General features: G+C 74.1%; 23 protein-coding genes and 1 tRNA gene. 6 read left to right on the forward strand and 18 right to left on the reverse strand.

The window, feature by feature from the left end; genetic code table 11:
• Positions 1-53 precede the first annotated feature (53 nt).
• Positions 54-740 (reverse strand): response regulator, encoded by a 687-nt coding sequence (locus FS793_RS05655; protein WP_144719363.1) that lies wholly within the window; start codon positions 738-740, stop codon positions 54-56.
• Positions 737-2,464 carry a sensor histidine kinase gene (locus FS793_RS05660; RefSeq protein ID WP_144719365.1) on the reverse strand — a complete coding sequence of 576 codons (1,728 nt, stop codon included), beginning with the start codon at positions 2,462-2,464 and terminating at the stop codon, positions 737-739. The genes FS793_RS05655 and FS793_RS05660 overlap by 4 nt, the downstream gene beginning before the upstream one ends.
• Before the next feature lie 170 nt (positions 2,465-2,634).
• Between FS793_RS05660 and FS793_RS05665 the strand changes: the two genes are divergently transcribed.
• Positions 2,635-3,999 carry a cation:dicarboxylate symporter family transporter gene (locus tag FS793_RS05665; RefSeq protein ID WP_144719367.1) on the forward strand — a complete coding sequence of 455 codons (1,365 nt, stop codon included), beginning with the start codon at positions 2,635-2,637 and terminating at the stop codon, positions 3,997-3,999.
• Positions 4,000-4,054: 55 nt separating this feature from the next.
• Here the strand turns inward: FS793_RS05665 and FS793_RS05670 are convergent, their stop codons facing one another.
• From FS793_RS05670 to FS793_RS05680, 3 genes are read right to left on the reverse strand one after another with little or no spacing between them, the layout of a single operon-like run.
• Positions 4,055-5,341, reverse strand: a complete 1,287-nt coding sequence (locus tag FS793_RS05670; RefSeq protein ID WP_222123693.1) for a glycosyltransferase family 2 protein — start codon at positions 5,339-5,341, stop codon at positions 4,055-4,057.
• Complete coding sequence (locus tag FS793_RS05675; protein WP_144719369.1) at positions 5,338-6,309, reverse strand: hypothetical protein; 972 nt, start codon at positions 6,307-6,309, stop codon at positions 5,338-5,340. Before FS793_RS05675 ends, FS793_RS05670 begins: the two co-directional genes overlap by 4 nt.
• The gene (locus FS793_RS05680) at positions 6,306-7,229 is read right to left on the reverse strand and encodes a WcbI family polysaccharide biosynthesis putative acetyltransferase (RefSeq protein ID WP_144719371.1); all 924 of its coding nucleotides are present in this window, start codon (positions 7,227-7,229) and stop codon (positions 6,306-6,308) included. Before FS793_RS05680 ends, FS793_RS05675 begins: the two co-directional genes overlap by 4 nt.
• A gap of 128 nt (positions 7,230-7,357) precedes the next feature.
• Between FS793_RS05680 and FS793_RS05685 the strand changes: the two genes are divergently transcribed.
• Genes FS793_RS05685 through FS793_RS05700 form a run of 4 tightly spaced genes read left to right on the forward strand, consistent with a single transcriptional unit; the run spans position 7,358 to position 11,338 of the window.
• On the forward strand, positions 7,358-8,440 hold the full coding sequence (locus FS793_RS05685) for a glycosyltransferase (RefSeq protein WP_144719373.1): 1,083 nt from the start codon (positions 7,358-7,360) through the stop codon (positions 8,438-8,440).
• On the forward strand, positions 8,437-9,552 hold the full coding sequence (locus FS793_RS05690; protein WP_260980038.1) for a glycosyltransferase: 1,116 nt from the start codon (positions 8,437-8,439) through the stop codon (positions 9,550-9,552). Before FS793_RS05685 ends, FS793_RS05690 begins: the two co-directional genes overlap by 4 nt.
• Complete coding sequence (locus FS793_RS05695; RefSeq protein ID WP_260980039.1) at positions 9,549-10,514, forward strand: glycosyltransferase; 966 nt, start codon at positions 9,549-9,551, stop codon at positions 10,512-10,514. The genes FS793_RS05690 and FS793_RS05695 overlap by 4 nt, the downstream gene beginning before the upstream one ends.
• Positions 10,511-11,338: a glycosyltransferase family 2 protein gene (locus FS793_RS05700; RefSeq protein ID WP_144719375.1), complete on the forward strand. Its 828-nt coding sequence runs from the start codon at positions 10,511-10,513 to the stop codon at positions 11,336-11,338. The genes FS793_RS05695 and FS793_RS05700 overlap by 4 nt, the downstream gene beginning before the upstream one ends.
• A 28-nt stretch (positions 11,339-11,366) precedes the next feature.
• Here the strand turns inward: FS793_RS05700 and FS793_RS05705 are convergent, their stop codons facing one another.
• The 10 genes from FS793_RS05705 to FS793_RS05750 form a co-directional block, all read right to left on the reverse strand.
• A complete protein-coding gene (locus FS793_RS05705; RefSeq protein WP_260980040.1) occupies positions 11,367-12,743 on the reverse strand; it encodes an APC family permease in 1,377 nt (458 codons plus the stop codon).
• A gap of 87 nt (positions 12,744-12,830) precedes the next feature.
• Positions 12,831-13,964 carry a methyltransferase domain-containing protein gene (locus tag FS793_RS05710; protein WP_144719377.1) on the reverse strand — a complete coding sequence of 378 codons (1,134 nt, stop codon included), beginning with the start codon at positions 13,962-13,964 and terminating at the stop codon, positions 12,831-12,833.
• A complete protein-coding gene (locus tag FS793_RS05715) occupies positions 13,961-15,340 on the reverse strand; it encodes a hypothetical protein (protein ID WP_144719379.1) in 1,380 nt (459 codons plus the stop codon). The genes FS793_RS05710 and FS793_RS05715 overlap by 4 nt, the downstream gene beginning before the upstream one ends.
• Before the next feature lie 13 nt (positions 15,341-15,353).
• On the reverse strand, positions 15,354-16,331 hold the full coding sequence (locus FS793_RS05720; protein ID WP_144719381.1) for a ribose-phosphate diphosphokinase: 978 nt from the start codon (positions 16,329-16,331) through the stop codon (positions 15,354-15,356).
• Between the two features lie 7 nt (positions 16,332-16,338).
• Positions 16,339-17,817 (reverse strand): bifunctional UDP-N-acetylglucosamine diphosphorylase/glucosamine-1-phosphate N-acetyltransferase GlmU, encoded by a 1,479-nt coding sequence (gene glmU, locus FS793_RS05725; protein ID WP_144719383.1) that lies wholly within the window; start codon positions 17,815-17,817, stop codon positions 16,339-16,341.
• Positions 17,818-18,057: 240 nt separating this feature from the next.
• Positions 18,058-18,576: a hypothetical protein gene (locus FS793_RS05730; RefSeq protein WP_144719385.1), complete on the reverse strand. Its 519-nt coding sequence runs from the start codon at positions 18,574-18,576 to the stop codon at positions 18,058-18,060.
• A complete protein-coding gene (locus tag FS793_RS05735) occupies positions 18,573-19,349 on the reverse strand; it encodes an alpha/beta fold hydrolase (protein ID WP_144719387.1) in 777 nt (258 codons plus the stop codon). The genes FS793_RS05730 and FS793_RS05735 overlap by 4 nt, the downstream gene beginning before the upstream one ends.
• Before the next feature lie 22 nt (positions 19,350-19,371).
• Positions 19,372-19,443: transfer RNA gene (locus FS793_RS05740), tRNA-Gln, on the reverse strand.
• Between the two features lie 59 nt (positions 19,444-19,502).
• Positions 19,503-20,072: a small multidrug efflux protein gene (locus FS793_RS05745; protein WP_144719389.1), complete on the reverse strand. Its 570-nt coding sequence runs from the start codon at positions 20,070-20,072 to the stop codon at positions 19,503-19,505.
• A gap of 88 nt (positions 20,073-20,160) precedes the next feature.
• Positions 20,161-21,186: a TerC family protein gene (locus tag FS793_RS05750; RefSeq protein ID WP_144719391.1), complete on the reverse strand. Its 1,026-nt coding sequence runs from the start codon at positions 21,184-21,186 to the stop codon at positions 20,161-20,163.
• Between the two features lie 131 nt (positions 21,187-21,317).
• On the opposite strand from FS793_RS05750, the gene FS793_RS05755 reads away from it, so the two are divergent.
• Positions 21,318-21,821, forward strand: a complete 504-nt coding sequence (locus tag FS793_RS05755; RefSeq protein WP_144719393.1) for a MarR family winged helix-turn-helix transcriptional regulator — start codon at positions 21,318-21,320, stop codon at positions 21,819-21,821.
• Between the two features lie 10 nt (positions 21,822-21,831).
• Here the strand turns inward: FS793_RS05755 and ahcY are convergent, their stop codons facing one another.
• The 3 genes from ahcY to FS793_RS05770 form a co-directional block, all read right to left on the reverse strand.
• Positions 21,832-23,277, reverse strand: coding sequence for an adenosylhomocysteinase (ahcY, locus tag FS793_RS05760; RefSeq protein ID WP_144719395.1), 1,446 nt, complete (start codon positions 23,275-23,277; stop codon positions 21,832-21,834).
• Positions 23,278-23,495: 218 nt separating this feature from the next.
• Complete coding sequence (locus tag FS793_RS05765) at positions 23,496-24,896, reverse strand: phosphomannomutase/phosphoglucomutase (protein WP_144719397.1); 1,401 nt, start codon at positions 24,894-24,896, stop codon at positions 23,496-23,498.
• Between the two features lie 29 nt (positions 24,897-24,925).
• A complete protein-coding gene (locus tag FS793_RS05770) occupies positions 24,926-25,129 on the reverse strand; it encodes a DUF3499 family protein (protein WP_144719399.1) in 204 nt (67 codons plus the stop codon).
• Positions 25,130-25,158 lie beyond the last annotated feature (29 nt).

A 25,158-nucleotide genomic window follows, 5' to 3' on the forward strand; every position in this document is an offset into this window, starting at 1 on the left:
GCGGCGTCTCGATTCCGCGCAACGCGAAGCCGTGTCGCCGGTGGCAGCGCCGCTCAGCCGCGGCGGCGGTACTCGAGCTCGGGACGGCCGCGCGTGCCGTAGCGCGGCGTGCGGTCGGCGACGCCCGAGTCGGCGAGGTGCTCGAGGTAGCGGCGCGCCGTCACGCGCGACAGGCCGAGCTCGGCAGCGACCTCCGTGGCGCTGCGGGCGGCCTCGGCGTCGGCGAGCAGCGCCGACACCGCCTCGAGCGTCTCGGCCGACAGGCCCTTCGCGAGGCCCGGCGCGTTCGTGGTGCGCAGCGCCGCGATCGCGCGGTCGACCTCCTGCTGCGTGAGGCTCGACGCGCCCTCGAGCTCGTCGCGGTACGCGCGGTACTGCCGCATCCGCTCGGCGAACACCGCGAAGCCGAACGGCTTGATGAGGTACTGCACGACGCCCACGGCGACGGCCTCGCGCACGATGTCGAGCTCGCGCACCGCCGTGACCGCGATGACGTCGACCACGAGCCCGGCGGCGCGCAGCTCGCGGCACACCTGCAGGCCGTGGCCGTCGGGCAGGTTCATGTCGAGCAGCAGCAGGTCGATGCGAGCGGTGCCCTGCTGCGCATCGCGCAGCGCGCGGATGGCGGCGGTCGCCGAATGCGCGACGCCTGCGAGCTCGAAGCCCTCGCACCTGCCGACGTAGGCGGCGTGCGCGTCGGCGGTGCCGCGATCGTCCTCGACGACGAGCACGCGGATCACGAGCGCCTCCGCGGCTGCAGGCTGCGATCGGTCGACGCGCGCACGTCGACGTCGGCGTCGGCGGGCGGCTCGGCGTCGGGACGCGGCAGCACGACCGTCACGACGGCACCGAGCTCGCGTCCCAGCTCGATGGTGCCGCCGAGCCGCTCGACCGTCTGCCGCACGAGCGCGAGGCCGAAACCGCGGCCGTCGCCGCCGTGCTCCTTCGTCGTCCACCCCTGCTCGAACGCGAGCTCGCGCGCGTCGTCGGGCACGCCCTCGCCCGAGTCCGAGACCTGCATGACGATCGCGCCGTCGTCGTCGGCGCCGAGGTAGACGGCGACCCAGCGCTCGCCGAGCTCGCGCGACGTCGCCCCCGTGCGCGCACGGGCGGATGCGGCGGCGTCGATGGCGTTGTCGACGAGGTTGCCGAGGATCGTGACGAAGTCGATCGGATCGACCCAGTGCGTGCCCGGGTCGAGGCGCGTCTCGAAGTGCAGGTCGACGGCGCGCTCGCGCGCCTGCGCCGTCTTGCCCAGCAGCAGCGCCGCGATCACGGGCTCCTCGTCGGCGCCGACGACGCGATCCGCGAGCCGCTGCCCGAGGTCGCGCTCCGCCGCCGCCACCTCGAGGGCGCGCTCGGGCTCGCCGAGCGACAGCAGCGAGGCGATCGTGTGCATGCGGTTGCCGAACTCGTGCGTCTGCGCCCGCAGCGCCGTCGCGAGCGTGCGCACCGCATCCAGCTCGCCGGCCATGCGGCTCAGCTCGGTGCGATCGCGGATCGTGAGCATCGTCGCGCTGCTCGTGCGGCGGGCGCCCGGCACGTCGGCCGCCTCGCGCTCGACGACGAGCGAGCGCCTGCCCACGAGCACGGGCGCCACGCCATCGCCGGGCTGCGCCAGCACGCGACGCACCGTGCGGGGCAGGGCGGCGTCGGCGACCGCGATCGGCAGCGCGACGTCGCCGAGACCGAGCAGCGTGCGCGCGCGATCGTTCGCCAGCACGATCGCCTCGCCCTCGACGAGCAGCAGGCCGTCGTCGACGGAGTGCAGCACGGCCTCGTGCGCCGCGAACAGGTGCGCGAGCTCCTCGACGCCGCGGCCGCCCGTCGCGACCTTGAGCCTGCGCGCGAGCAGCCACGCGGCGACGGCCGCGAGCACCACGGCCCCGAGCAGCACGAGCGCGACGACCCACAGGCGCGTCACGACCTCGCTCGACACCTGCGCGATCGTGACGCCGCCCGACACGAGGCCCACGACCTCGCCGTCGACGACGATCGGCGCGACCGCGCGCACCGACGGGCCGAGCGTGCCCTCGAACGTCTCGGTCACGACGCCGCCCGCGAGCGCCTCGGCCGTCGAGCCGAGGAACCGCTGACCGATCTGGTCGGGGTCGGGATGCGTGTAGCGGATGCCCGTCGGATGCATGATCGTGACGTAGTCGAGCCGCGTGCGGTCGACGACCTCGAGCGCGTAGGGCTGCAGCCGCGCCGATGCCTGGGCGACCGCCGCATCCTCGTCGAGCGACCACTCGTCGAACGCGGCAGCCGTCGCCGTCTCGATCGTCGGATCGGTCGCGAGCGCCAGCACGACGTCGCGGCTGAGCACCGTCGCCTCGTGCTCCGCATCCGCCTGCGCGTCGAACGCGAGCAGCGCGAACGCCGCGACGGCGCTCGCGACGAGCAGCACGGTCGACTGCACGAACAGCCGCGTCGCGATGCTCGCATCGCGCCACCGTCGGCGCATGCCGCTCCCCCTCGCCGCAGACCGTCGTCCGCTGCGACCAGCATGCCCGACGGCGCGGGCGGTGCACGACTGCGAACACTAAGCACGAAAGGAGGCATCGTCGTGCCCCGGCGAGGATGCTCGCATCCGAAGCAGCGTCGCATCGTGGCGACGCGCCCAGGAGGAGCACCATGGCGACGACGCCCACCACCAGCACACCGAAGCGTCACTCGCGCTTCGCCACCCACGGCCTGTACGTCGCGGTCATCATCGCCGTCATCCTCGGTGCCGCCGTCGGCCTCATCTGGCCAGAGGTCGGCGTCGCGCTCAAGCCCATCGGCACGGCGTTCGTCGCCCTCATCAAGATGATGATCGCGCCCGTGATCTTCTGCACGATCGTGCTCGGCATCGGCTCGATCGCCAAGGCCGCCACGGTCGGCAAGGTCGGCGGCCTCGCGCTCGGCTACTTCATCGTCATGTCGACGTTCGCCCTCGCGATCGGCCTCGTCGTCGGCAACTTCGTGCACCCGGGCGAGGGCCTCAACATCTCCTCGTCGGAGTACGAGGCGCCCGCCGCCGAGGAGGGTGGCCCGATGTTCGGCATCATCCCGACGACGCTCGTCTCGGCGCTCACCGGCAGCCACGTGCTGCCCGTGCTCTTCGTCGCGCTGCTCGTCGGGTTCGCGTTGCAGAAGATGGGCGACCGCGGCAAGCCGCTGCTCGAGACCCTCGGCCTCATCCAGACGCTCGTCTTCCGCATCCTCACGATGATCCTGTGGCTCGCCCCCATCGGCGCGTTCGGCGCCATCGCCGGCGTCGTCGGCGAGACCGGCTGGGCAGCCATCGGCGCCCTCGCGACGCTGATGCTCGCGTTCTACGCGACGTGCGTCGTCTTCATCGTGGGCGTGCTCGGCACGCTGCTGTGGGTCGTCGCTCGCGTCAACATCTTCAAGCTCATGGCGTACCTGGGCAAGGAGTACCTGCTCATCGTGTCGACGTCGTCCTCGGAGTCGGCCCTGCCGCGCCTCATGGCGAAGCTCGAGCACCTCGGCGTCTCGAAGCCCGTCGTGGGCATCACGGTGCCGACCGGCTACTCGTTCAACCTCGACGGCACGGCGATCTACCTCACGATGGCGTCGCTGTTCATCGCGACGGGCATGGGCGTGCCCATGTCGATCCCCGAGCAGATCGGCCTGCTGCTGTTCATGATCATCGCGTCGAAGGGTGCGGCGGGCGTCACCGGCGCGGGTCTCGCGACCCTCGCGGCCGGCCTGCAGACGTACCGTCCCGACCTCGTCGACGGCGTCGGCGTCATCGTCGGCATCGACCGCTTCATGTCGGAGGCGCGTGCGCTCACGAACTTCACCGGCAACGCGGTGGCGACGGTGCTCATCGGCACCTGGACGAAGCAGATCGACCACGGTCGCGTGACGAACGTGCTCGCGAAGCGCGATCCGTTCGACGAGGCGACGATGGAGGACACGCACGGGCCCGGCACGGAGATCCCGCAGACGGCGACGGAGGCCGTGCGCGTGAGCGCAGGCGTGCAGCGCTGACCCGCTCCACGTGAGGCGAAGGGCCCGGCGGGCGACCGCCGGGCCCTTCGTCGCGTCAAGCCCGCGACCACCCGCCGAGGTGGGCCTCGAGGTCCGGATGCTCGGGCACGCGTCGGACGTCGGCGAGCGGCTCGCGCTCGACGCGCCATCCGGTCGGCCTCCCCCAGCGGCGATCGCGCGCGGCGGCACGCGGCGCCGCCACCACGATCGCGTCGCCGAGCGCGATGCGGGCGACGTCGGCGTCGCCGATCGTCGCGACGGCGTCGAGCAGCCGCGCGGCTCCGGCATCGCCCAGCACGATCGGATGCGCGAGCGTCACGGTCGCGCGGTGCTCGGGAGCCGCGGCCAGCACGCGCGGGTCCGCGGCGAACGCGCCCGCGATCCCGGCGGGCACGACGACGCGAGCCGTCGGCAGCAGGGCGAGCATCCGGTCGACGCAGACGAGCGCCGCAGCGACCGACGGGCTGCGCTCGAGCACGACCACGACGTCGGCCCGCGCCGAGAGCAGGGCCGACGGCGCGAGACCGGGCCCGCCGACGGCGTCGACGAGGCGCAGCGTCTCCTCGTCCTTCCGGCGCGCGCGCTCCTCGGCGTCCCGCCCGGCCCAGTCGGGGCCGTCGTGCCAGGCGATGGCGTCCGGCACGTGCGCGAGCGCCGCGCCGCGACGCCAGGCGCGCGCCGCCCACTCCCAGTCCTCGCCGCCGTAGGCGTCGAAGGTCTCGTCGAAGCCGCCGACGTCGTCGAGCAGCCACCGCGAGCACGCGAGCACGGCGCCGATCGCGAAGCGGTACGAGCGAGCGTCGGCGTCGAGCAGGTCGCCGGATCGGGCGTACGCGTCGGCGAGCCACTGCGGCTCCGGCAGCGCGTGCTCCGGGCCCGCGCGCTCGATGGGCGTGCGCATGGGCACGCCGCGGAGGTCGGCGTGCCGACGGCGCCCGACGGCGAGCACGTCGGGTGCGGCGGACGGCAGCGCCGCGATGCGCGCCACGTACTCCGGCTCGGGCGCCGTGTCGGCGTCGAGGAAGCACACGACGTCGCCGGTCGCGTGGCGCGCGCCGAGGTTGCGCACGGCTGCGAGCCGGAAGCCCCGATCCTCCTGCCGCACGACGCGCACGCCGGGCGGCACCGTCGGCGGCGTCGGCGACCCGTCGTCGGCGACGACGACCTCGAGCAGCTGGCGCGGATGCGTCTGCCGCGCGAGGGCGGCGAGCGTGCGGTCGAGCTCGGCCTGCTGCGCATAGTGCGCGACGACGACGGAGACGGTGCGCGCCGGCACGGCGGGCACGGCGCTCCAGTCGTTGCCGACGATCGGCACGCCGAAGGGGGCGCCGGGCCCCGTCACGCCGAGCCCCACAGGGCGAGGTAGGCGGCGGCCACGTCGTCGAGGTCTGGACGCACGGATGCGTCGGCGCCCAGGTGCGTGCTGGCGGGATCGGCGGCGGCGATCGCGATGGCGTGCGGCAGCTCGTCGTCGTCGACGAGCCAGGTCGTGCCGGGACGCAGCGCGGCCATCTCCTCGAAGTACGCGTTGCGCACGACGATCGGTCGACGACCGGCGCCGATCCAGGAGGCGAGCGATCCGGAGGCGGAGACGTGCCGGTGCGCGACGACCGGCACGAGAGTGCTGCGCATGCGCGCGACGAGCGCCTCCTCGTCGAGGAAGCCCGTGCTGGTGCACTCGACGCCGACGTCGCGCGCGTGCGTCGCGAGCTCGGCGAGCTCGGCCTCGTGCCCGGGCGCGGCCCGACCGATCGCGACGACCGGCAGCGGCGCGGGGAGCGCCGCGGATGCGGCGACGGCCTCCGCGTGCCCCTTCCCCGGGTAGAAGAAGCCCAGCACGCCGACCTCGCGGCGCAGCGGCACGGGCTCGGCGGCGTCGGAGGCGCGCTCGCAGGGCAGCGGCACGATCGCGCACGCGGCGGCCCCGTCGACTCCGACGACGCGCGCCAGCAGGCCGCGCTCGTAGTCGCTGGTGCAGACGACCGCCGCGGCCGCGCGCACGACGCGACGGTACGCATCCGCGCGCCGCTCCATGCTGCGTGCGCCGTCGGACGCCTGCGGCAGGTCGTGCAGCGTCACCGTGAGCGTCGCACGAGCCGCGAGCGCCTCGATCGCGTCGGCGGATGCCTCGGGCGAGGCGCCCCAGAGCCGATCGGTGAAGTGCACGTGCGCGCGGGCGCCGTCGACGACCTCGTGCGGCAGGGCGAGCACCGCTCCCGAGGCGCGCACGGCCGCGCTGGCCGCGACGGTGCGCGCCAGTCGGTCGACGCCGTGCTCGGCGTCGCCGCGATGGACGAGCGCGAGCGTCACAGCCCGAGCCGATCGAGGGCGTCGCGATGGCGCTCGAGCCCCGCGGCCACGACCTCGGGCCGCGTCGCGTACCAGGCCAGCTGCGCCGCGTGCACCTCCGCGGCCTCGACGGGCTCGCCAGCGACGACCCAGTGCTCGCGCTCCGCCTCCTCGAGGCCGAACGCCTCCCGCACCACCCGTGACCGCGGCGCGTGGATGCCGTCGAGCAGCGGCCGCCCGACGGGCACGGGCGTGCCCGGCAGGCCCAGCGTGGCCGCGACGCGGCGGGCCAGCTCCTCGACGACGACGTTGCCGGGATGGTTGATCGTGCGCATGTGCGCGAAGGTCGGCTGCTCGAGCACGTCGGAGATCCCGACGGTGCCGTGGCGCACCTCGCGCTCGCGCAGCGACGCGATCGACGCAGCCGCCTCGGCGCGCACGGCCTCGACGGTGAGCGGACGGTCGAGCCCGCCGCCGCGCCCGGCCGCCTCGGAGAGCGTGCGCAGGTCGTGGTACGGCACGATCGGCGGCGAGGCACCGGCGTCGCCGGGGGGCCGCACGATCGCCTGGGTGGGATGCAGCCCGGTGAAGCGCACGACCGGCACGATCGCGTGCGCGGCGTCCGCCGCGACGGCGAGGAGCTGCCGCGTGCCGATCGGCAGCCCGTGGTAGTCGTCGCGCACCGGCTGCGACACGACGACGGCGCTGCGCCGCAGCAGCCGGCGCAACGGCTCGACGTCGGCCGCGACGAGCTCGTGGATCGCCGGCGTGCGCACGAGTCGCACGCCGCAGCCGTCGAGCGCGATGCGCAGCGACTCGGCCTGGCAGTTGCCGAGCACGACCCCGACGGGGTCCGAGGCGGCAGCGTCGGCGGGGCCGTCGTAGAAGTCGCCGAAGTGACGCCGACGAGCGGCATCCTCGTCCTCGTCGCGCGCACCCATGGTGGCTCGACAGTACGCCCGTCGACGAGGCGGCTGCCGCGAGCTCGGGATGCCAGTAGGGTCCACGGTGCCGCCCGGCGCGCTGCGCGTCGGCGGATCGCCGCACCGCGAAGCCCGTCAGGAGCAGCATGCACGCACGACCCGGCACGCCGATCCGCGTCGCCGCGGTGCCGGCCGCGCACCCGTACGTCACGGCAGTCGCGCCCGACGACGGCTCGGTGGTCGTGCTGCCGGACCCCGTCGTCGACGCCGCCGAGCCGTGGCGGTGGTGGCCGCCCGCCGTGCTCGACCCCGCCTGGATCCGCGCCCACGCGGGCGAGGTCGACCTCATCCACGTGCACTTCGGCATGGAGTCGCTGCCGGAGGGTCGACTCGGGGCCGCGCTCGACGCCGCCGAGGCCGCCGGCATCCCCGTCGTGCACACCGTGCACGACCTCGAGAACCCGCAGCTCGACGATCAGGCGCGCCACCGGCGCGACCTCGACGCGATCGTGCCGCGCGCGAGCGCGCTCGTCACCCTCACGCACGACGCCGCCGAGCGCATCCTCGCCGCGTGGGGGCGGGAGGCGACCGTGCTGCCGCATCCGACGCTGCTCGACGCCGCTCCCCCGAGGGCCACGCCGGTCGGCGTCCCGGTCGTCGGCACGCACCTGCGCGACCTGCGGCCCAGCATCGCCGCGCTGCCGACCGTCGTCGCGCTGCTCGACGCGCTCGCTGCGCTGCGCGGCGAGGGGATCTCGGTACGGGGGCGCGTGCTCGTCAACGACCGCACGCGCGACCCCGAGACGGTCGTAGCGATCGCCGACCTCGTCGCCGACCGGACCGATTGCGCGCTTGTGCAGCGTCCGCGGCCCGACGACGAGGCGCTGCTCGACGAGATCGACGCGCTCGACGTCGCCTGGCTGCCCTACGGCCACGGCACCCACTCGGGATGGGTCGAGCTCTGCCACGACCGCGGCGTGCAGGTGGTCGGCCCCGCCTGGCTGCCGATGGCGCAGCAGCACCCGAGCGACCACCACGGCTTCGACGACCTCGCCGACGCCGCGTCCGCCGTCCGCGCCGCCGTCGCTGCGGCGACGCGAGCGGGATCCGACGAGCGCATCGCGCTCGTCGCGGGGCGGATGCACGCCCGACGCGTCGCACGCAAGGGCGTCCGCGACGCCCACGCGACCCTCTACCGTGAGGTGATGGCCCAAGGATCCCGCCGGTGACGAGTCCCCTCGTCCCCGCACCCCAGCGCATCCTCGTCGTCGCTCCGTCGCGATACCCCATCCGAGAGCCCCATGCGGGCGGCCTCGAGGCCATGGTGTGGGATCGGGTCCGTCGCCTACGGGCCGCCGGCCACGACGTGACCCTCGTGGCAGCGCGCGGCTCGGACTTCCTCGACCGCACGCCCCGCCGCCTCCGCATGCCCCCGGCGTCGTGGGGTGGCGCGGCGGCCTCGGACGAGACGTATCCAGCCGGCTACCTCGACGCCGTCGACATGCGTCATCGGCGCCTGCTCGACCATCTGCGCGAGCATCGGCACGACTACGACCTCGTCGAGAACCACAGCCTCCACCCCATGCCCGTGCTCGGCTCGGGGGAGCACGGCATCCCGATGGTCACGACGCTGCACACGCCGCCGCTGCCGGAGCTCGTCGCGGTCGCGCCGCACGCGGGTGCGCGGCACTCGTACCTCGCGGTGAGCGCGCACACGGCGTCGCGCTGGCGCGAGCACGGCGTCGCCGCGACCGTGCGACCCAACCCCGTCGACCCGCACGCGTGGCCGCTCGGCGCCGGCGGACCGGGTCTCGTGTGGTTCGGGCGCATCGTGCCCGAGAAGGGTCCGCATCTCGCGATCGACGCGGCGACCATCCTCCAGCGCCCGATCACGGTCGCAGGTCGCGTCGGCGACGCCGACTACTTCGCTCGCGAGGTCGCCCCTCGTGCCTCCGCGCACGTCACGATCCTCGGCGCGCTCCGACGGCAACGGCTCGCCGACCTCGTCGGCGAGAGCGGATGCGCGCTCGTGACCCCGCGGTGGGACGAGCCGTTCGGGCTCGTGCTCGCCGAGGCCCTCATGACGGGGACGCCCGTCGCGGCGTTCGCGCGCGGAGGCGTGCCCGAGGTGCTCGACGGGCTCCCGGGAGCACGACTCGTCGTGCCCGACGACGTCGTCGGGCTCGCCGCGGCCGCCGAGGAGCTGCTCGCGACCACGCCCGACGAGCGTGAGCGCATCCGCGAGCACGCGCTACGCCGCTTCGCCTCGCTCGACATGGGCCTCGGCGATCTCGTCGCGCTGGCACGCGAGCGCTCGCAGGCGCCGGCGGCGCCGGCGTGATCGCCTGGTACGTCCACCACCACGGCCGCGGGCACCTCATGCGCCTGCTCGCGGTGCGACCGCTCGTGCGCGTCGACGACGTCGTGGTGCTCAGCTCGCTGGCCGAGCCGGAGGCGCTGCCCGCGGGGACCCGGTGGGTGCGGCTGCCCACGGACGATGCCGTGGAGGCGTCGGGCGATCCGGCGACGAACGACCCGACGGCGGGAGGGCGGCTGCACTGGGCGCCGCTCGGCCATGCCGGGCATGCGCAGCGCATGGCCGCGATCGCGGCCGTGCTGCCCGAGGCCGACGCCGTCGTCGTCGACGTCTCGGTCGAGGTCACCGCGCTCGCACGCCTGCTGGGGCGCCGCGTGGCGCTCGTGACGCAGCCGGGCGAGCGCACGGATGCGCCGCACGCGATGGGACGCGCGCTCGCCGACGCCGTCATCGCGCCCTGGCCCGCGCTCGACGACGCCGCCGGCCCGCACCACGTCGGCGGGATCTCGAGGTTCGAGGGACGTCGCGGCGCCGGCGTCCGCGAGCCCGCGACGGTGCTCGCGCTCGGTGGCGGCTCCGACGATCCCGAGTGGCAGGCGATGGTCGAGCGCGCCGCGGCGAGCACGCCGGGCTGGCGCTGGTCGATCGCGGGTGTGGGGCACTGGCTCGCCGACCCCTGGCACGCGCTGACGACTGCCGACGTCGTCGTGAGCGCCGCGGGCCAGAACGCGATCGCCGACCTCGCGGCCGCGCAGGCGCGCGCCGTCGTCGTGCCGCGGCCACGCCCCTTCGACGAGCAGCACGCGACCGCGGCGCGGCTCGAGGCCGAGGGGCTCGCGGTCGTCGCCGACGCGTCGGCGACGACGTGGCCGGCGCTGCTGGCGCGTGCGAGCGCATCCCGCCCCGACTGGTCGCGCTGGCGCGTCGACGGAGCTGCGGCGCGCGCCGCAGCGGCGATCGAGCGCACCGCAGGGCTCGGCGCATGAGGGTCGCCACGATCACGCTCGCCTCGGCGGCGCGAGCCACGCACGTGGAGCGGCAGCAGGATCGGCTGCGGCTGCGCGAGCCCGACGCGGCGCGCGTCGTCGTCTGGCTCGACGACGAGCTCCCCGCCGCCGGTGCGATCGACGCCGAGCTCGTGCACGTGCCGCCCGCCGACGCGGGACTGCGCCTCGCAGCCGGACGCAACGCGGGCGCCGACGCTGCGATCGCGCTGGGCGCCGACGCGCTCGTCTTCCTCGACGCCGACTGCATCGCGGGCGACGACCTCGTCCGACGCTACGTCGCGGGCATGCGCGCCATGCCCGGCGCCCTGCTCGCAGGGCCCGTGACGTACCTCGCCGAGGGGGTCGTGGTCGACGACACGACCGACCTCGCCGCGCTCACGGCACCGCACGCCGCGCGCCCGGCCCCCGAGGCCGACGCGCTCGTCGTCGCCGACGAGGCCGACCGCGTGCTGTTCTGGTCGCTGTCGTTCGCCCTCACGGCAGCGACGTGGCAGCGCATCGGCGGCTTCGACGACGGCTACGTCGGCTACGGCGGCGAGGACACCGACTACGCCATGCGCTCGCAGCAGGCGGCCGTACCGCTCGTCTGGGTGGGCGGCGCCGACGCGTACCACCAGCACCATCCGACCTCGTCGCCGCCGTTGCAGCACGTCGACGACATCCTGCGCAACGGTCGCCGGTACGCGCAGCGATGGGGCTCGTGGCCCATGCTCGGCTGGCTGGAGGCGTTCGAGGCCGCCGGCGTCGTGGAGCGACGCGGTGCGGACTGGCGCCGCGTGCCGGGCGCGCGACCGCCCGCCTGACCCCCGAGCCGTCGGTCGGGCGCTCGCGTCAGCGGCGCGCGCCGCGCGCCCGCAGGGCGCGGATCGCGAGCGCGGCGCCGAGCCACGCGGCCGACGCGACGACGCCGTACCACGGCAGGGTCACGACGAGCAGCGCGCAGAGCACGAGCCCGAGCGCCGAGACCCATGCGGGCACCCATGCCTCGCGTCGCCAGGCGTCGTCGTCGGCAGCTGCTCGCAGCGAGCGCCGCATCCGCAGCGCCCCGACGTGCCCGATCGCGTAGTACGCGAGCACCGACGTCGACGACAGCGCGACGAGCAGCACGGGCGGCGCGACGAGCACGAGCACGATCGCGAGCACCGCCATCGCCCCCTCGGCGACCGCAGGTGCATGCGTGCGCGGCGAGATGCGCGCCAGCACGCCGGGCAGCTCGCCGTCGCGGGCCATCGCGAGGCTCGTGCGCGACAGGCCGGCGAGGATGCCCATGAGCGAGCCGAGGCATGCGATGCCGCCGATCGTCAGCAGCACGCGATGCAGCACCGGGTCGCCCACGAGCGACGCGACCGGGGTGTCGGGCCAGACGATCGCGTCGGCGTAGGCGGTCGTCGTCGCCCACGCGACGATGGCGTAGATCGCGAGCACGATGCCGAGCGCGCCGAGGATCGCGATCGGCAGCGTGCGGCGCGGATCGCGCACCTCCTCGCCGAGCGTCGCCATGCGCGCGTAGCCCGCGAACGCGAAGAAGAGCAGACCGGCGCCCTGCAGCACCGCGAGCGGGCCGGGCGGCGTGACGAGGGCGCCCACGTCGCTGCACGCCGCCGCCGCAGCCGAGCCGCCGATGCCTCCGAACGAGCATGGCTGGCCGCCCGTCGTGACGAAGACCTCGTCGGAGAGGGGCGCGTACGCCGTCCAGCCGAACGCCGTGACCTGCGGCCCGGCGACGGCCGACCACACGACCGCCGTCGCGATGCCCGCGAGGGCGAGCGACACGACGACCCACGACACCCACGCCGTCGTGCGGATGCCCTGCGCGTTGAGCAGCGCGAGCACGACGACCGCCGCGATCGCGATGGGCTGCTCCCATCCTGGCCACAGGTGCGATGCGGCGACGAGCGCGATGGCCGCCGCCGAGCACGTCTTGCCCGTGAGGAACAGCCAGCCGGCTGCGAAGCCGGCCGTCGGCGACAGCTCGGCGCGCGCGTACGCGTAGCCGCCGCCCGACACGGGATGCCGCATCGCGAGCTGCGCCGTCGAGAGCGCGTTCGCGACCGCGACGACGGCCGCGAGCAGCAGCGCGAGCCACAGCCACTCCCCCGCCACGAAGGCGGCGGGCGTCCACACGAAGAAGACGCCGGCGCCGAGCATCGCGCAGAGGCCGACGACGATGGCGCCGGGCACGCCCAGACGTCGCTCGAGGGTCGTCACGAGGTCACGGGGCTGGTCGGCGCGGGGCGGGTCGGCACGCGCGCACGGTAGCAGGACGACGTGTCGCGCGACTCCCAGCGAGGCGCGTCAGCGCCGCGTGAGCAGCACGAGCACCTCGGCGTGGTCGTTGTGCGGGAACATGTCGAACATCCGCGCCCGCACGGGCCGCAGCGAGGGCATGGCCGCGAGGTCGCGCGCGAGCGTCGTCGGGTTGCAGCTCGAGTACACGACGTGGCGGGCGGCGGATGCCTCGAGCCGCCCCGCGAGCGCGCCGATGCCGCGGCGCGGCGGGTTCACGACCACCACCTCCGCGTCGACCGCCGTGTCGTCGGCGGCCGTCGCATCCCCGACGGCGAAGCGCGCCGACGAGCCGATCGCCGCCGCGGTCTCGATGGCGCCCGCGATGGCCTCGGCGCTCGTCTCGACGCCCACGACGTCGCGCCCGGGCCGCGCGGCGTGGAAGGCGAAGCCGCCGACGCCGCAGTAGAGGTCGGCGACCGATGCTGGGTCGACGTCGTCGATCCACGCCGCCGCCTCGCGGTACAGCGCCGCGGCGACGGCCGAGTTCGTCTGGAAGAAGCCGCCCGGCTGCAGCGCGAGCGGGACGCCGTTGAGGCGCATCGTGAGCGTCTGCTGCTCGGTGAGCGGCACCTCGAGGTCGCCCTCGACGACGGCCTTGTGCTCGGGCAGGATGCTCGCCGACGCCACCACGAGCCCCGGGATGCGCTCGCGCAGCAGGTCGAGGCGCTTGCGGATGCGCGGCACCGCCTCCGTCGAGCGCAGCACGAACCGCACCATGAGCTCGCCGTCAGGGCTCGCCGTCACGAGCACGTGCTTGAGCTCGCCGCGCCGATCCGGCACCGAGTACGGCGGGATGCGCGCCTCGCGCACGAGCTCGGCGAGGTGCGGCAGCGCGTCGCGGATCGGCTGCTCGTGCAGCGGGCACGCGCGCAGGTCGACGCCGCGGCGCTCGCCGTCGAGGATGCCGAGCGTCGGCGCATCCATCGTGCCGCCCGCCACCATCTTCGCCTTGTTGCGGAACGCCTCGATCGCCGACGCCTGCGGGGGCAGCCACGCCGCCTCGGGCACCGCCGCCTCCGCGCCGGCCTGCTTGCGCGCGAGCTGCGCGTCGTAGCCGGTGTCGATGCGGGTGCACGAGTCGCACAGCCCCGCGCGGTGGTAGGCGCAGTCGAGGGTCGCCTGGGGCGTCGCGGCGGTCACGAGTCCCCGCCTCCGCCGTCTCCTCCGCCATCGCTGCCGTGGCGGTCGCCGTCGTGGCCGACGCCCATCCCCACGCCGGCATCGCCGTGCGACCCGCTCCCCTCGCCGCCATCGAGGCGACCCCTCCACGGGTCGCCCCGCAGGTCGGTCCACACGACCGATCGCCACGCTCGCGTCGTGAGCGCGCCCACGACGCCGAGCACGAACGCCGCCGCGAGCAGCGCACCCGCCAGCGGCTCGAGCGATGCCCAGCCGCGCACGACGACGAAGCGGTCCTCCGGCTCGCCCATGACGTCCGCATCCACGCCCGACGCGACGACCAGGCCCGTCGCCGCCATGCCCAGCACCCCCACGACGAGCGCGACGACCTCGACCGACGTCGCGGAGACGACGGCGCGGTCGAGCCACGCCGACCGCCGCAGCGTGCCCGCCTGGGCGGCACGCGCGGCGAGCACCTCGCGCACCGCCTGCGCGACGATGGATGCGATGCCGCGCAGCACGAGCAGCACGATCGCGCCGACGAAGAGCACGAGCCCGATGGTCGCGACCCCGTCGACGAGGCTCTCGCCCCACGGGTCGTAGCGCACGGGCTCGCAGCGTCTGCACTGCTGTCGCAGGAAGACGCCGAGCACCACGATCAGGAACGCGACGACGGTGCCGGAGGCGAGCGCCGCGTCGAGCCGCTGCACGGCCGAGCGACGACGTGGGCGTGCCGACGGGTCGCCCGCCTTCGCCTTCGCCACGTGCACGCGACGCTCACGCGTCATGCGCGCGCCGATGGGCTCGTCGGTGCGACGGAAGCGGGGCCAGGCGCGCTCCAGCCGCTCGAGCTCCGCTCGCCACCATCGCGAGACGGGAGCGAGTGCGACGATCGCCAGCAGCAGGAGCAGCAGCCCGGCCACGAGGGTCGCGATCCCGGCGATCACGAGGTTCGCGTCGCCATCCGCGAACCCGAGCAGGAAGGGCGCGACGAGGAGGCTCGACCCTCCGAGCACGCCCACCAGCACGCGCAGCGGACCCACGGCGCCGCGCACGAGCTGCGCCCGCTCCACCGCAGGCGGCATCGGCGCTCCCGCGGCCGCGAGCCTCCGAGCGGTGCGCAGGCGCAGGGCGCGCTCGACCACGACGCGCGCGGTCTCGCCGACGCCGCCGACGAGCACGAGCACGCCGAGGCCGACCACCGTCGCTCGCGCGGCGACGTCGACGGCTCCGGGGAGCGTGCCGAGGATCTCCTCGACGCCCACCATGATGAACACGCCGACGAACAGCCACAGGCCGACGACGATGAGTGCGCCGCGCGTCAGCGCCGCGACGCCGACGACGATCGCGAGCGCCGGCCCCATGGGCGCGGGCGCGACGCGGGTCACGGTCGCCACCGGCACCTCGCGATCAGGCGGCGCCGTCGAACATCGACGTGACGGAGCCGTCCTCGAACACCTCGCGGATCGCGCGCGCGAGCAGCGGCGCGATCGACAGCACCTCGAGGCACTCGAAGCGCTGCTCGTCGCGCAGCGGGATCGAGTCGGTGACGACCACCTTGTCGATGACGCCCGAGCCGAGCAGCTCGGCAGCCGGCTCCGAGAAGATCGCGTGCGTCGCCGCCACGATGACGTTCGTCGCACCGTTCTTCTTCAGCGCCTCGGCCGCCTTGAGGATCGTGCGGCCCGTGTCGATCATGTCGTCGACGAGCAGGCACGTGCGGCCCTCCACGTTGCCGACGATCTCGTGCACCGACACCTGGTTCGGCACGAGCGGGTCGCGGCGCTTGTGGATGATCGCGAGCGGCGCGCCGAGCTTGTCCGACCACACGTCGGCCACGCGCACGCGGCCCATGTCGGGCGACACGACCGTGAGCGTCGACGGGTCGAGGGTGTCGCGGAAGTGCTCGAGCAGCACGGGCATCGCGAACAGGTGGTCGAAGGGGCCGTCGAAGAAGCCCTGGATCTGCGAGGCGTGGATGTCGACCGACATGATGCGGTCGGCGCCGGCCGTCTTGAACAGGTCGGCGATCAGCCGGGCCGAGATGGGCTCGCGGCCGCGACCCTTCTTGTCCTGACGCGAGTACGGGTAGTACGGCATGACGACGGTGATGCGCTTCGCGGATGCGCGCTTGAGCGCATCCACCATGATGAGCTGCTCCATGAGCCACTCGTTCACGGGCTTGCCGTACGACTGCAGCACGAACACGTCGGCACCGCGCACCGAGTCGAGCATGCGGGCGTAGATCTCGCCGTTCGCGAAGGTGCGGGCGTCCATGCCGGAGAGGTCGGTGCCCAGCTCGTGCGCGACCGCCTCTGCGAGCGCGGGGTGCGAGCGACCGGAGAGGAGCACGAGGTGCTTCCGGTTCTTGGCGACGATCGAGGACACGATGCTCCTACTGCTGGTCTGCGACGGTGGGGCCGGCGGGGTCTGCCGGGGTCTGGGAGGCCTGCTCGGCGGCGATGGCGGCGTCGGCCGCTGCGGCGGCGGCGGTGCCTGCACGCTTCTCCTGCACCCAGCCGGCGACGTTGCGCTGGGGTGCGACGGTCATCGCGAGGGCGCCGGGCGGCACGTCCTTGCGCACGACGGCGCCCGCGGCGGTCTTCGCGCCGGCGCCGAGCTCGACGGGGGCGACGAGCACGGTGTGCGACGACGTGTGCACGTGGTCGCCGATGATCGTGCGGTGCTTGCTCACGTCGTCGTAGTTCGCGGTGATGAGGCCGGCGCCGAGGTTGACGCCCTCGCCGATCTCGGCGTCGCCGACGTAGGAGAGGTGGGGCACCTTCGAGCCGTCGCCGATCACGGCGTTCTTCGTCTCGACCGCGGCGCCGATCTTGCCGCCCGCGCCGAGGATCGTGCCGGCGCGCAGGTACGAGAACGGCCCGACGGATGCGCGGGCGCCGACGACCGCGAGCGTCACGTCGGAGCGACGGATCACGGCGTCCTCGCCGACCTCGGTGTCGGTGACGGTCGTGTCGGGGCCGATCGTCGCGCCGCGCGCGATGCTCGTGGCCCCGTGCAGCTGCGTGCCCGGCAGGATCGTGACGTCCTCCTCGAGCGACACGTCGGCGTCGATCCACGTCGACGCGGGGTCGACGATCGTCGCGCCCGCGAGCTGGTGGCGACGCACGATGCGGCGGTTGAGCTCGAGGGCGATGTCGCTCAGCTGGGCGCGGTCGTTGACGCCGGCGACGAGCCAGTGGTCGTCGATCGGCACGGCCTCGATGCGGCCGCCGGACGCCTGGATGCCGAGGGCGGCGTCGGTGAGGTACTTCTCGCCCTGGTCGTTGTCGAGGCCGATGGCAGCCAGCGCCGTGCGCAGCTGGGCGGCGCCGAAGACGTAGATGCCGCCGTTGACCTCGTCGATCGCCTTCGTCGCAGCGTCGGCGTCGCGCTCCTCGACGATCTGCTGGAAGTGGCCGGCCCGGTTGCGGATGATGCGGCCGAAGCCCGTCGGGTCGGGCAGGCGCGTCGACAGCACCGTGAGGGCGTTCTGCGCCGTCTCGTGCTCGCGCACGAGCTCGCGCAGCGTGTCGGCGTCGATGAGGGGCACGTCGCCGGAGAGCACCACGACGAGGCCGTCGAAGTCGGCGGGCAGCTGCGCGATCGCGACCTCGACGGCACGGCCCGTGCCGGGCACGTCGTCCTGGTCGGCGATGCGCGCGCTGGGTGCGTGGTGGGCGATCTCCTCGACGAGGCGATCGCGCTCGTGCCGCACGACGGCGACGAGGTGGGCGGGCTGCAGCTCGTGCGCGGTGTGCAGCACGTGGGCGATGAGCGAGCGTCCCGCGAGCGCGTGGAGCGGCTTCGGGGTCGCGCTGCGCATCCGCGTGCCTGCGCCTGCGGCGAGCACGACGACGGCGATCTCGGGCATCCGCACCTTCCCTCGTCAGACCGGATTCCACCGTACCGCTCCGCGCGCGGACCTCGGCACGCGGGCCGACCGGTCGCTCGTGGTGGTGACTGGTCACTCGTGGTGCCGACCGGTCGCTCGTGGTCGTGACTGGTCACTCGTTGTGTCGCCCGGTCACTCGTTGCAGTCGACTGGTCAGCGGTGGGGGTGATCGGTCACTCGTTGCCCCCACGAGTGACCAGTCGATGGAGGCCGAGCGGGTCAGGCGCCCTGCGGCGGATGCTCCAGCAGGTCGAGCTGGTCGGCGAGGTACGCGTCGAGGCGCGTGCGCTCGGCGGCCGTGCGGCCCCAGCGCACCCAGGCGACGCCGTCGCGGATCGCGAGCACGGCGTCGGCGGGCGCGTCGACGAGGGATGCGTCGATCGCGATCGGCGCGGTGCCGTGGTTCACGACCTCGCCGAGCGCGAAGCCGCCCGCGAGCGCCGCCGCACGCTCGGCACGTCGCAGCTCGACCGACGCCGTGAGCCCCTGCGGCCGACCGGGATCGGAGACGCGCGTCGTCGTGCCGACCGCGTGCACCGCGCCGTCGCGTGCGATGAGCAGGGTGCCGACGCGCCACACCCGACCGCGCCGGTCGATGCGCGGCGGGCGGCCGACGCCGAGCACGCGCCGCGGCACCACGACCTCGCCGAGCCACTCCTCGCGCGCGCCCGCGGCGGCGAGGCGACCCACGGCATCCGCGATCGCCGCGCGCACGACCTCGACGGCATCGTCGCTCATGCGGCGGCCACGCGACGCACGACGGCGCGGCAGACCTCGAGCACCTCGCGCTCGTGCGTGAGGTGCACGGGGTGCTCGGCGCCCGGCCACGACCGCAGCGGGACGCCGAGCCGGTCGGCGAGGCGCTGGTGCGCGGCGCGGATGGGGTCGGTCGCCGCCCGGTCGGCGGTCACGACCGCGGCGGGGACGCGGGGGATGCGCGACTCGTCGAAGGCTGCGCCGACGGCTGCGACGCCCGTCGCGGCGCGGGCGAGGCGCTGCAGATCGGTGTCGGCGAGCTGCACGAGCGCGGAGCGTGCGGCCGACGAGACGCCGTGACGACGCGCCGACCGGCGGCCGGACGCGCGCAGCAGTCCGGCGAAGGCCCGCGCCACGATCGGCGAGCGCGCCATGCGCGCCGCCTGCGTCGCGCGCGCCTCCACCATCGTCGCGAGTCGCGCGTCGTTGACGGGCGTCGCATCCAGCAGCACGAGCCCCGCGACGTCCGCGGGGTGGGCGCAGGCGAGCAGCAGCGCGACGGCGCCGCCGAGGCTCTGCCCGATCGCGATCACGGGGCCGACCCCGGCCTCGGCGATCGCCGCGTGCAGCGCATCGGCCGCATCCACGAGGTCGCCGTCGGGTGCGCCGACGACGCCGGGGCGGTCGTGCAGCAGCACGCGGCAGCCCGGGTCGGCGACGAGTCCCTCGACGAGGCCGGGGAAGAAGCCCTCGACGGCCTCGGCACCGCCGGGCAGCAGCAGCACGACCGGTCCGGACTCCCCCACGATGCGCATGCTGCGAGGGTACGTCAGGGCGCTCCGCCACCAGGATTCGAACCTGGACTGCACGGCTCCAAAGGCCGGCGTGCTGCCGTTACACCATGGCGGATCGCGCCCTCCAGCCTAGGCGGAGGACGCGATCGCGAGCGCCGCGGCCGGTCGCCGCCGTCAGCCCGTGGCGACCGCGAGCAGGCCCGAGGCGAGCAGCACGAGGAGCGTCGTCCACACGACGATCGCGACCGCCTGCCACAGCAGCACCCAGCCCTTCGAGACGCCCGAGGCGACGAGCGTCGCGGCCGTGAAGTGCGTCGGCAGCGCCAGCGGCGCGAGCAGGCTCGCGCCGGGCACGCCGAAGCGGGTCAGCCACTGCCGCACGCGGCGGCGACCCTTCGACTCGGGCTTCGCCGGCTCGGCGACCGTGTCGACCGCGACGCCGCCGGCACCGACGAGCTCGCGCTCGCGCGCCGCCACGGCGCGCTGCCGACGCGCGACGGCCGCCTCGCGGATGCGCGAGCCGAGCAGCACGACGATGGTGACCGCGAGCATGTTGCCGACGGCGCCCGCGACGCCCGCGGCGACGGGGTGCACGCCGCCGATGACGCCGATGGCGGCCGACCCCTCGCCCTCGATGAACGGCACGGTGCCCGCGAGCGCCACGATGAGCGGCTGCACGACCTCGGGCACCTGGGCGACGAGGTCCTGGAAGCCGGCGACGAGTCCGTCGATGGGCGTGGACATGGGTGCTCCTCCTGGATGCTGCGGGTGCGGTGCGCACCCGATGCATCCATGGAAGACCGTGCCCTCGGGGCACGGTCAAGCGCGCGCGTCAGGGGCGCTCGTGCGACCCCGCATCCACCTCGTCGGCGTGCGGCTGCTCCGGCGTCTCGGGCAGTCGACCCCGCGACGCGATGAGGCTCGCGACCGTCGCGACGAGGATCGTCGCCCCGATGAACGTCAGCGAGAACCAGATCGGGATCTCGGGCACCCACAGCAGCGGCTCGCCGCCGTTGATGAACGGCAGCTCGTTGACGTGCAGCGCGTGGAACAGCAGCTTCACGCCGATGAAGGCGAGGATGACGGCCAGGCCCTGCGAGAGGAAGACGAGGCGCTGCAGCAGGCCGCCGATGAGGAAGTACAGCTGGCGCAGCCCCATGAGCGCGAAGGCGTTGGCGGTGAAGACGATGTACGCCTCCTCGGTGAGCCCGTAGATCGCGGGGATCGAGTCGACGGCGAAGATGAGGTCGACGACGCCGATCGCGATGATCGTGAGGAACATCGGCGTGACGAAGCGCTTGCCGTCGATCGTCGTGGTGAGGCGGTCGCGGTCGTACTCGTCGGTCACGGGGAGGATGCGGCGCACGAGCCGCATCGCACGGCTGTCGGCCGGGTTGGAGTCGTGGGAGCCGAACGCCTGCCTCCATGCGAGGAACAGCAGCAGGGCGCCGAACACGTAGAAGATCCACGACAGGTTCTCGATGAGCGCGGCGCCGATCGCGATGAAGCCGCCGCGGAGGATCAGCGCGATCACGATGCCGATGAGCAGTACCTTCTGCTGGTACTCGCGCGGCACGGCGAACGCGCTCATGACGAGCAGGAACACGAAGATGTTGTCGACCGACAGCGCCTTCTCGGTGAGGTAGCCGGCGAAGTACTCGCCGCCGAAGCCCCATCCCGACACCAGGCCGATGCCGACGCCGAACAGCAGGGCGAGGCCGATGTAGAAGGCCGACCAGCGAGCCGCCTCGCCGATGGACGGCTCGTGGGGCTTGCGCACGTGCGCGAAGAACTCGAACACGAAGAACGCGATCGTCACGGCGATGGTGATGATCCAGACGAGCGGGCTGATGTCCAAGCGCTTCCCTCTCCACACGGCGGTCGACGATCGCAGGATGCCAGCATCCCGACGACGGCGTGCGTTCAGTGGCAATCCATAGCGAGCCGTGGCAGCGCAGGCCCCGCGGGTCGAGGTGCGAGACTCGACCCATGCCCACGCCCGACGAGGTCGACGAGATCATCGCGCAATGGGTGCACGTGCGCCCCGACGCCGACGTCGCCCCGTTCGCGGTGCTGTCGCGGCTCACGCGCCTCGCACGTCGGCTGCAGCGCGTGCGTGCGGCGGCGTTCGCGGATGCGGGCATCGAGGCGTGGGAGTGGGACGTGCTCGCGGCCCTGCGTCGTGCCGACGCCGCCCTCACGCCCAAGGAGCTCATCGCCCAGACGATGGTCACGAGCGGCACGATGACGAACCGCATCGACAACCTCGTCGCACGCAGCCTCGTCGAGCGCATCGCGCACGACTCCGACCGCCGCTCGACGCGCATCCGCCTCACCGACGACGGCCTCGACCGCGTCGACTCGGCGCTCGACGCCCTGCTCGACGCCGAGCACCGCGTGCTCGCCGGCATGGGCGACGACGACCGCCGCCGCCTCGCGCGGCTGCTGCGGGCGGTCGGTGAGGGGCTCGAGCCGGGGCCCGCGCTCCCCTAGCCGCGCGGCGTCAGTACCGGTAGTGGTCGGGCTTGAACGGGCCCTCGACGGGCACGCCGATGTAGCGCGCCTGGCGGTCGGTGAGCGTCGTCAGCCGCACGCCGAGCGCGTCGAGGTGCAGGCGAGCGACCTCCTCGTCGAGCACCTTCGGCAGCACGTGCACGTCGGTCGCGTAGTCGGCGGAGCGCTGCGCGAGCTCGACCTGCGCGAGCACCTGGTTCGAGAACGAGTTCGACATGACGAACGACGGGTGGCCCGTCGCGTTGCCGAGGTTCATGAGACGCCCCTCCGACAGCACGAGGATCGAGCGGCCCGTCGGCAGACGCCACTCGTGCACCTGCGGCTTGATCTCGATGCGCTCGGCGCCCGTCGCGGCGAGGCCGGCGATGTCGATCTCGTTGTCGAAGTGGCCGACGTTCGAGACGATCGCGAGGTGCTTCATGCCGAGCAGGTGGTCGGTCGTCAGCACGTGCTCGTTGCCCGTGGTCGTGACCCAGATGTCGACCTGGTCGAGCACGTCCTCGACGCGCGCGACCTGGTAGCCGTCCATCGCCGCCTGCAGCGCGCAGATCGGGTCGATCTCCGACACGATCACGCGCGCGCCCTGGCCGCGCAGCGACTCCGCGGCGCCCTTGCCCACGTCGCCGTAGCCGACGACGAAGGCGACCTTGCCGCCGATGAGCACGTCGGTGGCGCGGTTGAGGCCGTCGGGCAGCGAGTGGCGGATGCCGTAGCGGTTGTCGAACTTCGACTTCGTCACGGCGTCGTTGACGTTGATGGCGGGGAACAGCAGCTCCCCCTCCCTCGCGAGCTCGTACAGGCGGTGCACGCCCGTCGTGGTCTCCTCGGTGACGCCGAGCAGGCCGTCGGCGATGCGCGACCAGTACCGGTCGTCCGCCGTGATGGATGCGGTGAGCACGGCGTCGACGACGCGCTCCTCCTCGCTCGCGTCGTCGGCGGTCTCGGGCAGGCGGCCGGCCTGCTCGAGGGCGCGGCCGCGGTGCACGAGCAGCGTGGCGTCGCCGCCGTCGTCGAGGATGAGCGTGGGGCCGCCGCCGAAGGCGAAGATCTGCTGCGTGCAGGCCCAGTACTCCTCGAGCGTCTCGCCCTTCCAGGCGAACACGGGCACGCCCGCGGGGGCGTCGACGGTGCCGGTGGGCCCGACGACGACGGCTGCGGCCGCCTCGTCCTGCGTCGAGAAGATGTTGCACGATGCCCAGCGCACGTCGGCGCCGAGCGCGACGAGCGTCTCGATGAGCACGGCCGTCTGCACGGTCATGTGCAGCGACCCCGCGATGCGCTGGCCGGCGAGCGGCTGCTCGGCGGCGTAGCGCTCGCGCAGCGCCATGAGGCCGGGCATCTCGTGCTCGGCGAGGCGGATCTGGTGGCGTCCGGCCTCGGCGAGGGCGAGGTCGCGCACCTGGAAGTCGAGTCGGCTGGCTGCATCCACGGTCATGGCATCCATCCTCCCACCCGGGTCGTGCTCGCGACGACCCTTCAGGATCCGCTACGCGCGGATGAGCTCGAGCGCGGCGTCGCGGATGCGCTCGGCGGACCGCTGCACGCGCCAGGGGCGTCACGGCACGCAGCGAGCCGGCGGATGCCGCCTCGCACCCGTGCCGTCCAGTCGCGACCGGGACGCCGAGCGCTCGGACGCGTCGCGCGCATCCATCGCTACGCGCGGATGAGCTCCAGCGCGGCGTCGCGGATGCGCTCCATGGTCGAGGCCTCCTCCGCCTCGACGTTGAGCCGCAGCAGCGGCTCGGTGTTCGACGGCCGCACCGAGATCCACCACGTGCCGTCGTGCGCCGTGATGAAGAGGCCGTCGAGGTCGTCGAGCACGCCGTCGTGGGCGAACGCGTCGACGACGCGGGCGTAGGCGGCGGGCACGTCGTGCACGGTCGAGTTGATCTCGCCCGACGCCGCGTACGGCGTGAAGCGGCCGCCGAGCGTCGACATGGGCTCGGTGGACGCGCCGAGCTCGGCGAGCACGTGCATGGCGGCGAGCATGCCGTTGTCGGCGCCGAAGAAGTCGCGGAAGTAGTAGTGGGCGCTGTGCTCGCCGCCGAAGACGGCGTTCGTGCGCGCCATCTCGGCCTTGATGAGCGAGTGCCCGACCCGCGTGCGCACGGGGGTCGCGCCGGCTGCGACGATCGTCTCGGGCACGATGCGCGACGAGATGAGGTTGTGCAGCACGACGACGTCGGTCTCGCCCTCCGCCTGCACGCGGCGCACCTCGCGCAGCGCGACGATCGCCGCGATCGCCGACGGCGACACGGCGCTGCCGTGCTCGTCGACGACGAAGCAGCGGTCGGCGTCGCCGTCGAACGCGAGGCCCAGGTCGGCGTCGTGCTGCACGACGGCGGCCTGCAGGTCGACGAGGTTCTTCGGCTCGAGCGGGTTCGCCTCGTGGTTGGGGAACGTGCCGTCGAGCTCGAAGTACATCGGCACGATCTCGATCGGCAGCGCCGCGAGGCCCGCCTCGACGCCGAGCACGGCGGGCACGGTCATGCCGCCCATGCCGTTCGCGGCGTCGACGACGACCTTGAGCGGGCGGATGCGCGACAGATCGACGAGCGCACGCAGGTGGGCCGCGTAGTCGCCGAGCACGTCGCGCTCGACGAGCGTGCCCGGGGCGTCGACGGTCGGGATGCCGGACTCGAGGTAGCCGGCGGCGCGGTCGCGGATGGCGCCGAGGCCCGTGTCGAGGCTCATCGCCTGCGCCCCCGCGCGCGACAGCTTCATGCCGTTGTACGCGGCGGGGTTGTGGGACGCGGTGAACATGATCGCGGGCGCCGCGAGGCTGCCGGAGGCGAAGTACGACTCGTCGGTGGAGCACAGCCCGATGCGCACGACGTCGCCGCCGCGCGCACGGATGCCGTCGGCGGCCGCGTCGGCGAGCTCGGGCGACGAGGGGCGCATGTCGAAGCCGATGACCACGGGAGCATCGGTGCCGACCTCGTCGGCGAAGGCGGCGCCGAGGGCGCGCACGACCGCGGGCGTGAGCTGGCCGTCGACGAGGCCGCGCACGTCGTAGGCCTTCACGATGGCGTGGAGGGCGTCGGCGTCGGTCATGGTCGATCCAATCCTTCGTCGGCGGTCGGTCACGCCTCGGCGCGGTGCTGCACGATCGTCCACCCTGCGGGCGGCTGGATGCGAGCGGCATGCACGTCGCACAGGTCGTAGCCGCCCTCCTGCCTCGCGTCGAGCAGGGGTCCGATCGCCATCATCCGGTCGTCGTAGTCGTACGTGAGGGTGCGGTCGGCGTAGTTGCGGCACGTGGGCCTGGAGCACATCCTGCCGTCCATCCGGCCCAGGCTACTCGTACGATGGAGGC

This window comes from Agrococcus jejuensis (genome assembly GCF_007679035.1).
Classification (GTDB): domain Bacteria; phylum Actinomycetota; class Actinomycetes; order Actinomycetales; family Microbacteriaceae; genus Agrococcus; species Agrococcus jejuensis_A.